Raw genomic sequence first — 10,730 nt, forward strand, 5'->3', positions numbered from 1 at the left:
AATTAGGAAGCTAGAGAAGTGCTTTTAATAAGGTATGAAATGGTTTAATTTAAGATGGAATTTTGATATCAAGGATGGACTGTGCGTTTAGTATTATATACACATTTGTTACATTATTAAATTTACTTATTTCTGTATACAATTTAAAAGAATACGATCAATTTCAACTTACTTGTCTATTAAAAAAGTTCATCCCGTTAACACAAGATGAACTCAGATAAATTGGCCGCAGCCAGGTTAAAAATATCTTGGGGTTAACATTCGGATTTTCTTAGGAATAATTGAATAACCTAATGAGATTTCATGTGTACCATAGTTATAATTTTTGAACTCACTTAATGAGAAGTCGTAGGCATAACCAATTCTGATTCGATCTGTAACGTATACTTCAGCCAATGCTGATATAGCATTATTCATATCCAGGTTATCTTGTAAATTATCGCTTCCAAGCAGCATTATACCACGACGGTAAGAAGCACCCAGCCATAAACGTTCGTAGAACAGAACAAATGCATTAATATCGAGTGTGGAAGGCGATTTTTCTTCTACTTTAAACATAAATGAGGGTTTCAACAAAATAGATTGCGATAAAGGCACCAATCCTCCTGCTGTTAAATAGAAATGAGGATATTTTTTCGGAATTAATATAGATGGATCTTTTGTATAGCTCATATATTGGCCAATCAGGTTATCGACAGAGAAACCTGCATATACCCGTTCGGTTGTATAATAAATACCCGCCCTTATGTCTGGAACTACAACACTCTGTTTTGTAATTGGAACCGACGGATCTATAGGATTATTGGGATTCAGTTTTGAACCATCAATTGCATACTGAGCCAAACCAACACCTAGCCCAAATGCTAATCGGCCTGTTTCACTAACTCTTAACCTATAAGCGTAATTTAAATAACCTGCCAAAGTACTTTCTGCTCCCAGTTTGTCACTGATTACATTCATGGCAAGCCCGACATTATTATTGTTGGCTATTGCATCGACCGCAAACGTGAAGGTTTCCGGATTGCCTTCCAAACCACCGGTCCATTGCGAGCGGTAAAACATATGTAAATTCAACTGTTCACGGTAACCGGCATAAGCAGGGTTAATATAAATACCGTTAAACATGTACTGACTAAATTGCGCATCTTGCTGAGCGTAAACACTAACGTCAATAATTAGAAAAAGGAATATTAGGAGAGAGCGTTTTTTCATAGTTGTGGGTTCAATAAGCGTTAATATCAATTTACTCAATTAATAAAAGATAAAAAAGAGGGTATCAGATCTAATCTAATACCCTCCTCTTACCACTAACTATTTATTTAACTGACGAACTACAGTTACATAACCTTTTTTAACCTGTAATTTCCCACTTGAATCTTTCATTTTAACTAGATAGAAATACGTTCCGTCTTCAACACCATTAGCATCCCAGTCGTTTTTGTAATTTTCTTTTTTAAACAACTGAACTCCCTGGCGATTCATTACAATCACTTCGTTTTCTTCATTTTCTATTCCAGCTATTTTAAACTGATCATTTATTCCATCACCGTTAGGGGTAAACACATTAGCTATCGGAGCGTTACTATTAAATTGAATATCATTTCCGGTAATTGGAGCAAACGAAGAACCTGCATCATCGTCATATATAGTTCCGGTAGCCTCATTATCACCCAATAAAACATTAACCGGATTGCTAAGGGTTACATTAAATGTTTCATTGGTTTCATCTGTTGCATCGCCTTGTATCTTCACTAAAACATATTGATAAGTTTGGTATGGATCAAATGTTAGCGTTCCGCTCGAAGCGGTGTAATCACTTGCTGAGGTAGCCGTACCATTTGCTGTAGCGTAATCAATTGTAATCGTTTGATCACTGTACTGATTCAGGTAAACACTAAAGTACATGTCGGTTTCACCCTCATTTCCTTCATATACATAACTATCGTAAACATTAGCGATAGGTGTGTTATCATCATCATTAATTGTACCCGTTCCGGTTCCATCGCCAATATTTGCATTTACTTGATTGCTCAATACTAAGTTCACATATTCAGTTGGCTCAAATACAAGATCCGGGTTTACAGGTACTTCAACCATATGACTTGTTACACCATCAAATGTTAATGTACCATCAGTTGCCGTATAGTCATCTGAGGTTGTAGTTACATCTTCTGTAGCATAATCAACGGTAATAACTTTATCCGTAAAAGTGTTCAGGTAAACGTAGAACGTTAAACTAGGACTACCATCATCACCCTCGGTTACTGCTGCATCAGAGACAAATAGGTATGGAGTAACATCATTATCGGTAATTTTCACATAGGAGTCTCCGTCTGCAATAATTGCATTCGTAGGTGAACTCAGCAAAATCCTTAAATATTCGTCAGGTTCAAATGTGTTATCTCCGTTTATAGTTACTGTAAATTCTTCATAACTATCACCGGCAGCAAATGTGACGGTTCCATCTGTAGCTACATAGTCAGAACCGGAAGTTGCTGTACCATTTTGGGTTTCATAATTTACTGTAACTGTTTGATCACTGTTTACTGGTGATAGGTACACACCCACTGTTGCTGTTTTATCATCACCTTCATTTCCTTCCGTGATGGTTACGTCGTAAACATTTATTACGGCAATGTTATCATCGTTATAAACATTACATATTGCTGAAGGATCAATAAACGTTGCATTAGTCGGGCTCGATAAAGTGATGCCGAACGTTTCGTCATATTCGAAGTTATTATCGCCGGTTACAGTTACCGGAATTGTTTTCGAATATTCGTCTGGTGAAAATGTTAATGTTCCGGAAAATGCAGTAAAATCTGATGGAGATACTGCCGAAATATTTCTTCCAGTATAATTAACTGTAACTTGGTTATTATTACCAGATCGAGTTAGATACACTGTAAAATCAAATGTTTTGGTGCCTGAATCACCTTCATAATCGCTTGTACCATAAACGCCCAAATAATTATAATCGATTCCACCACCATTGATATAAGCACTTCCGTCTATATCCTGAATAACGTAGCCTGTTTCCGCATTGCTTAATTGCATGAAGAAATATTCATACGGTTCATCAACTGCATCAGTTGCTATTGGAACGTCAACGGTTTTGTAGTATTCACCGTCTGAAAAAGTTAATGTTCCAGTTGTTGAAGTATAGTCGGCCGGAGCTGTAGCCTGTCCATTAACCGTAGCATAATCTATAGCGGCTGTACCCGTCGATATATTCCGGAAAATTGTAAATGTTGCGTTGCCTCCCTCTGTACCACTGGTATTGTTAATTGTAAAGTAAGGTATAGCATCGTCATCGTAAATGAGGACTACACTATTTACATCGTAAATGGTTGCATTGGTCGGGTTACTCAGCGTTACTTTAAATACTTCATTCGACTCTAAAGTTTGATCACCAAGCACTTCAATATCAACTGGTTTAAAATATTCACCCGGACTAAAGGTAAGCGAACCGCTTACGGCTGTGTAATCTGAGCCGCTGGTTGCATTTCCATTTGTTGTTGTGTAATCAACTGTTACCGTTTGATCCGAATATTGAGTAAGGTATGCATATACTGTTACTGTTTGACTTCCATCGTTACCTTCCGGATTAACATAACCATCAGTCATGTAAATTTGGACTGGTGCATCGTCGTCGTAAATGGTTATAATACCTTCTCCATCTCCAACCAAGGCATTTTCAGGATTGCTCAACACAATTCTAAAGAATTCATTAGGCTCGAAACTTTCGTCTCCATTAATCGTAATTTCTATTGCTTTAAAGTATTCATTAACAGCATAAGTAAGGGTTCCACTGGCAGCTACATAATCTGACTCGCTAACGGCTGTTCCGTTCAATAATTCATAATCAAGAGTGACCGCTTTACTTGGTAAATTATTCAGGTAAACATACAATGTAAGTGATTTGGTTCCACTGTCTCCTTCCGGATTGAAGTAATAATCACCTACATATGCAATAACAGCATTATCATCATTATAAATAATATAACTGCCCTGGCCATCATTAACAGTCGCATTTTCAACATCTGTGATATTGATCAGGAATTGTTCATTACCTTCAAAGTCTGCATCACCACTAATGGTTACCGTTATTGCTTTGTACGTTTCACCCGGACTAAAAGTAAGGTCGCCTGAAACTCCTGTATAGTCTTCACCTTCTGTTGCCGTAACATCAGCTGATGCGTAATGCAGCGTTACTGCTGTCGTCGGATTTTTATCCAGATAAACATAGAATGTTAGTTCACTTGTACCCGAATTACCTTCATACACATATGCATCGTAAATACGTACCGCCGGAACATCTACATCATCATCAATGATGGTACAGAAACCATATGGATCCGGAATTTGCGCATTAACTGCATTATCCAGGAAAAGATAAAAACCATGATTTCCTTCTGCGTCCACATCACCGACAACAGAAACATCAACGGTTTTAGTTAGCTCACCCGGAGCAAATGTTAATGTACCACTTGCAGCTGCATAGTCTTCTGGGTCGGTTGCTGCATTTTCTTGTGTTTCATAATCTACTGTAATATTTTCTGTTCCGGCTTTATCAAGAGTAACTGTAAATGTTGCTGTAACGGTTCCTGAGTTACCTTCATTTACTTCAATATCTTCTACAGAGAATGCTGGCAATGGTTCGTCATCGTCGGTAATGTACCCAACACCTGTATTATCAGAAATAGTAGCAGGTCCTGTAACGTTACTAAGCGATACAAAATAAGTTTCAACATTTGATTCATCTTCAGCATCACCGTTCACCGAAACGGTAACAGTTTTTGTGGTTTCACCGGCTGCAAAAGTTAACGTACCGTTGCCTGCAGTAAAATCGTCAGGGGCAACAGCGGCATTATCTTGTGTAGTCCAGTCAACTGTTATTGCTTCTTCAGCGGCAGCACTCAGTGTAATTGTAAATACGGCGTCAACAGTACCCGAATTACCTTCAGTTATAGTTACATCATCTATAGTAAAATTCGGAAGAGGAGCGTCGTCATCATCGATAGTCACAAATCCTTGGCTATCTGAAATTGTGGCTCCACCTGTTGCGTTGGTGAGATTGACCGTGAAAGACTCATTGCCTTCATCCTCTTCATCGCCGTTAACTGTTAGGGATACTGTTTTACTGCTTTCTCCCGGAGCAAAAGTAATAGTTCCGTTAGCTGCAACGTAATCATCAGGCTCTGTAGCCGTATTATCCTGAGTAGCCCAATCAACAGTAATTGTTTCTGAAGAAATTGTCGACAAACTTATCGTAATAGTTGCCGTTACGGTACCTGTATTTCCTTCAGAAACCGAAGTGTTATCAAGCGTTATTACTGGAGTTTCATCATTATCATTGATAGTTCCTTCGCCCTGTGCATTAACAATCGTTGCATTAACAGGATTGGTAAGGTTTACTAAGAAAGATTCCGATGTTTCATCAATTTCATCTTCTAAAATAGACACCGTAAAGGTTTGGGTGGTATTGGCCGAACCAGCAGGAAATGTTATGGTTCCGGAGGTTTCCGTATAATCGTCACCGGCAATTGCAGAACTATTGGCTGTTGCATAATCAACCGTCACTTCCTGATCTGTTTCACCATTAAACTGCACGGTGAATGTTATTGTTCCATCATCTTCATCGGCACTTGCATCCAAAATACTCACTGTTGGAGCTCCATCGTCATCTAAAATAACGTAAGAGCCTTGGTTATTTGGTAGGTTTGCATTTGTTGGATTACTGAAGTCGATCATAAAGTTCTCATTAGTTTCATCGATACCATCATCAGTTAAAGCAACCGTAATTGTTTTTGAAGTTTCGCCAGGGGCAAATGTTACTGTTCCAGAGGCAGCTGTAAAGTCTGTACCTGATGTTGCTGTTCCGGAAGCCGTCGCATAATCAACGGTAACTGTTTCGGTAGAAGCTTTAGTTAATGAAACTGTAACAGAGGCATCTCCTATTGCTTCATTAAAGGATGTTTCGGTAAAACTAATATTAGGTAACTCAACTTCCTGGTCATTATCCAGAATAGTTCCTTGTCCTTCCGCATCACTAATTGTGGCATTAGTTGCATTAGAAAGATTTACCAGAAATGTTTCCGTACTTTCCGTTTCACTGTCGTCAGTAATTGGAACATCAAGTGTTAACGATGTTTCTCCCGCAGGAAATGTTAATGTCCCTGTTCCTTCCGTATAATCGGCACCTGCCGTAGCAGTTCCATTAGCCGTGGCATAATCAACCGTTATACTACTTGAACCAGGAGCATCTAATGAAAGCGTAAATGTAACCTTTCCGTCGGCTTCGTTTGCACTCACATTATTGATGGATATCGCCGGAAGTTCTGTTGCTTCATCATCATTAATAATTACACCTTTGGCCTTATCTCTAATAATTTGTGCATTAACAGCATTGCTTATTGTGATAAAAAAGTCTTCGTCCTCTTCTTTATTTTGGTCCCCAATAATTGGAACCATTAACCATTTGTAGGTTTTTGTAGGGTCAATGGTCAATTTCCCTTTTTTCACTACAAAATCTTCATCTCCAGTTGCTGACCCACCAGAAACCTCATACTCAAATGTTATTGGATGGTCACTACAGTCCTTCAATTCAACCATAAAATAAGCATTTTTCTGTCCTGAGTTTCCTTCTGTTATTGATGTATCCCTGATTCTCATCTCAGGTAAAGGATCATCATCTTCGATTGTACCTTTGCCTTTGTCTTTACAAATTGTGGCATTTTTAGCTCCAGACAAGTGGATAAAAAACTCATGGTTTTCTTCATAAGTCTTGTCCCCTTTTATCGTTACATCTATGGTTTTACTTGTTTCTCCTGGGGCAAAAGTTAACGTACCACTCACTCCTGTAAAATCTTTTGGATCTGTTGCTGCAACTAAAATCGAAGGCGACTGGGCAGACCAGTATCCCACAATTACTGTTTGATTACAGGATTTATCCAACGTAACTTCGAATTTGGCAACTGAGCTGCCGGAGTTTCCTTCTTTAACTGAAATATCATTGATAGAAATACACGGTAATCCTTGCTGCAGGGCTATATTTTTTGAGGTCGGACTTGAAAAGCTGACAGCTATCGATACATAAGGTAACATTAGCAAAAGTATCATGGCGCTACCAATAGTACAAAGCTGGCTTTTATAAGTCGTTAATTTTTTGAATAGGTTTTCTGTAGGAAAACAAAATTGCATTTGTTTTCCACTCAAATAGTAGAGTGAAGCTTTCATAGTAACTCTTGTTTAAGTTTAACTTAAACCCGGCCTATATGAAAAGTATTTTCGAAAATGGTGGAACTAAGTAAGACGACGGGAGCCTTTTTATAAAGTTGGTTTGATACAATTATGTATGGCCTGATTTTCAACTTAAAATTATGCAAAATAAATACATGTAAACAACTTATTTTCAAATAATTAACAATTAAAAAAGATCAAACAAACAAACAATTGTATACTATTTTATCCAATTATTTGCTTTTAAATTTCATTATTAACACTTAAAGTTTGTAAATAAAAACATGTTTAAACAGATAGTTAAACTGCTTACTTACCGCAGATTCTCGAAAAAGCGCTTTTTTACCATTTTTTATTGAACGAAAAAGCAGCCCCAAAAAGAACTGCTTTTTACAAAACAAAACATACAAACGCTTATTTCTTATAGAATAAGGTATAAAAGGATTTTTTTAACATTAGTAGTGCATAAACATAATTTAAGGGTAGACAGATGGTTCCGTCCACCCTTAAACACTTATTTACTCTGCTGACGAAGTACAGTTATAAAACCTTTCTTAAGCTGCATTTTCCCATCATCACCTTGTATTTTGAGAAAATAGAAGTAAGTTCCATCCGGGGCGCCTGCGCCATCCCAATCATTTTTATAGTTTGTTTGCCTGTAAATCTGACGACCGTTTTTGCTCACCACCGTTATTTCATTAGGTATATTTTCAATGCCCTCAAGATAGAATAGGTCATTGATTCCATCTCCATTAGGTGTAAACACATTCGTTGTCTTTTTAGGAGCTTCAACTGAAATTGGTGCTGGAGCTGGATCTGTGGAAGCAGTGATAGTTGGTGAATCATCATCAATAATGGTGATGGTTGCAATTCTGGCCTGATACTCTTGCTCATCTTCCAGCCAATACTTAATAGTAAACGTTTCGACCTCTTCAGGTATAGTATCACCTTTTATCGGAATCAGCAACAATCGATTAGAATTTCCATACTCAAACATTATGGTTAAACCCAACGTTTCATAATAATCATTATCTCTCGTAGCCGTACCATTTGCGGTTTTGAAATTAAACCTGAATGGAGTTCTGGCAGGGTTTTTAAGCATTGCATTTACTTGTATATACCTCCCATTTATATCTCCTTCATTAATGGTAGTATCATTAATTACAAATCCCATCTCAGGATCATCATCAATTATATAATACTCTAATTGTGTTAACGGTAGGGCAACGTTTACAGGATTAGAAAACTGTATAAAGAAACTTTCCCGATTCTCAATAACATCGTCATTTATCAATGGAATCTCAAAAGATTTCACAAAAAAATCTGATGAACCACTTTCAAACTGTATTGTACCAGAAGTTGCTATGTAATCTGTACCGGCTATAGCTGTATTATTTACTGTTGAATAGTTAACCGATATAGGGCTTGTAGCCTTTCCAACCAACCTTACGTAAACAATTTTTTTTTGTGACTCCTCACTCTCAACAACTTCAAAATACAACCGGGGTTTCGGACCATCATTATCTACTATTGTATAGGTAAATACAGTATCGGAAAGCGTTGCATTCACCGGATTTGAAAGTTTAACAATAATAGTTTCGGGAGGTTCAACAACATTATCATCTATTACCTTAACTTGTAACATAGCATTTGAAGTCATTGCCCCTCTATTAAAATATACCGTCCCACTTGAGGATTCAAAATCGACTCCTTCAGTAGCTGTACCAGCTTCTAATTTATAGTCAAATTGAACAATTTCCGTGGAAGGAGCATCCATAGTTAGCTGAAATGAGCCTCCATACTCTTCGGATAAACTGTAATTCTTTGATATTATTTTTGGTGTAGGAAAAGGAAGATGATCATTATCTTTAATTATATATACGGCTTGTACATTTGGAACAGAATCAGAAAAGAACCCTCCCGTATATGGGTAAGGCTGAAATTCATTAAGGTCGAAAGTTGCATTAGTTATATTAGAGAAATTAATACTAAAAACTTCTTCATTTTCTTCAATATTATCATCAATCATAGTTACGATAATAGTTTTTCGCCATTCATATGGTTTAAATACAAGTGTACCACTAGTGGCAGTGTAATCGTCGCCAGCAATAGCAGTCCCATTTTCTGTAGTGAAATCAACAGTTACAGTACGATTAGTTCGATGATCCATTTCTACGTTTAGCCAATAAGGCCCTTTGTTTTCATCGAACTGAACAGCACTTGGAAAAAATTTAAGTTTGGGAGGCTTATTTTCCGGATCATTTTCAGGTATTTCACACAATCCACTATAATCTGCTATTGTTGCATTGACTGGATTAGTTAATTTGAGCGAAAAAAGCTCTTTAGTTTCAAATATTGTGTCATTTATAATTGGAACATCTATGTATTTTATAGTTTCGCCAGGAACAAAAGCTAATGTTCCGGCAACATTGTAATAATCTGAACCAGCTTTAGCTGAACTATCTGCTGTTGAATAATCAACTGAAACTGTTAAAGAGCTTTGGCTATAAATTCCTACTGTAAATCTTGCAGTTCCACTGTTTTCCTCCTTAACTATGTTATTAACATAAAATCGAACATTTGAATCTGTATTATCGTCATCCTGAATAACACCTCTAGCCGTATTCCGTCCAATTGTTGCATGATCTGCAGCAGAAATTGTCACAAAAAAATCTTCATGACTTTCTTTAACTGTATCAGAGTTAACATTAACAACAATCCACTTGTATGTTTTATTTGCAGGAAGAGTTAAGGTTCCGTTTATAGCATCATAATCATCGTTAGAAATGGCTGTTCCGGGAGATGTTGCACAATGGAATTTGATCGGATAATCTGTGCAATGTCCTTTTAACTTCACCAGAAAATACATTTTTACATCTCCCTGATTACCCTCTACTACTGTAGTATCAAGTATATTTAACTTAGGGGGCGCATCATCATTAATAATTGTGCAAGTCCCTCTCTTCTTGCAAACAATAACTCCCTGTCCTGGAGAAATTACACAATTAAAGCTTTGATCAGGTTCAAATTCAGGATCTCCGACAATAGAGACAGGTATATATTTAACGGTTTCACCAGGTTGAAATGTTACTGAACCTGCAATATTATCATAAGGAAGTGTTGCAGTGTAATCTGAGGGCCTAACAGCTCCATTAACATCATTTGTAGATTTTTCAAACCAATATACAATTCTGTTTGAGTCAGCAGAAGGAACATCTAAGGTTACCTTGAAGTAAATTGTTTTTTTTCCTGTGTTTCCTTCAATTACTGAAGTATCATGTATAGATACACATGCTAAAGCCACTTTTCTGGGAGGAATAATTTCTTTAGCAGATAGAAAAGATATTATGCATGTCTGTATTATTAGACTAATTATACAGCCCATTATTTTAATCAATATATTGAGGCGAAAACATTTACAAATTGTTAGGCCTACGCTAGTGTCAATCATAAACATAATAGTAGATATTAGTAGTTGACAAGTTTAA

At 37.0% G+C, this 10,730-nt stretch carries 3 protein-coding genes; all 3 read right to left on the minus strand.

The features are described 5' to 3' along the window. Positions 1 to 237 precede the first annotated feature (237 nt). On the minus strand, positions 238 to 1,212 hold the full coding sequence (locus tag SOLCA_RS11565) for a PorP/SprF family type IX secretion system membrane protein (RefSeq protein WP_014680634.1): 975 nt from the start codon (positions 1,210 to 1,212) through the stop codon (positions 238 to 240). A 99-nt stretch (positions 1,213 to 1,311) separates the two neighbouring features. Further along, positions 1,312 to 7,239 carry a Calx-beta domain-containing protein gene (locus SOLCA_RS11570; protein WP_014680635.1) on the minus strand — a complete coding sequence of 1,976 codons (5,928 nt, stop codon included), beginning with the start codon at positions 7,237 to 7,239 and terminating at the stop codon, positions 1,312 to 1,314. A gap of 517 nt (positions 7,240 to 7,756) precedes the next feature. Further along, positions 7,757 to 10,546: a Calx-beta domain-containing protein gene (locus SOLCA_RS11575; protein WP_042479705.1), complete on the minus strand. Its 2,790-nt coding sequence runs from the start codon at positions 10,544 to 10,546 to the stop codon at positions 7,757 to 7,759. Positions 10,547 to 10,730: the final 184 nt, after the last annotated feature.

It is taken from the genome of Solitalea canadensis DSM 3403 (genome assembly GCF_000242635.2).
GTDB lineage: Bacteria > Bacteroidota > Bacteroidia > Sphingobacteriales > Sphingobacteriaceae > Solitalea > Solitalea canadensis.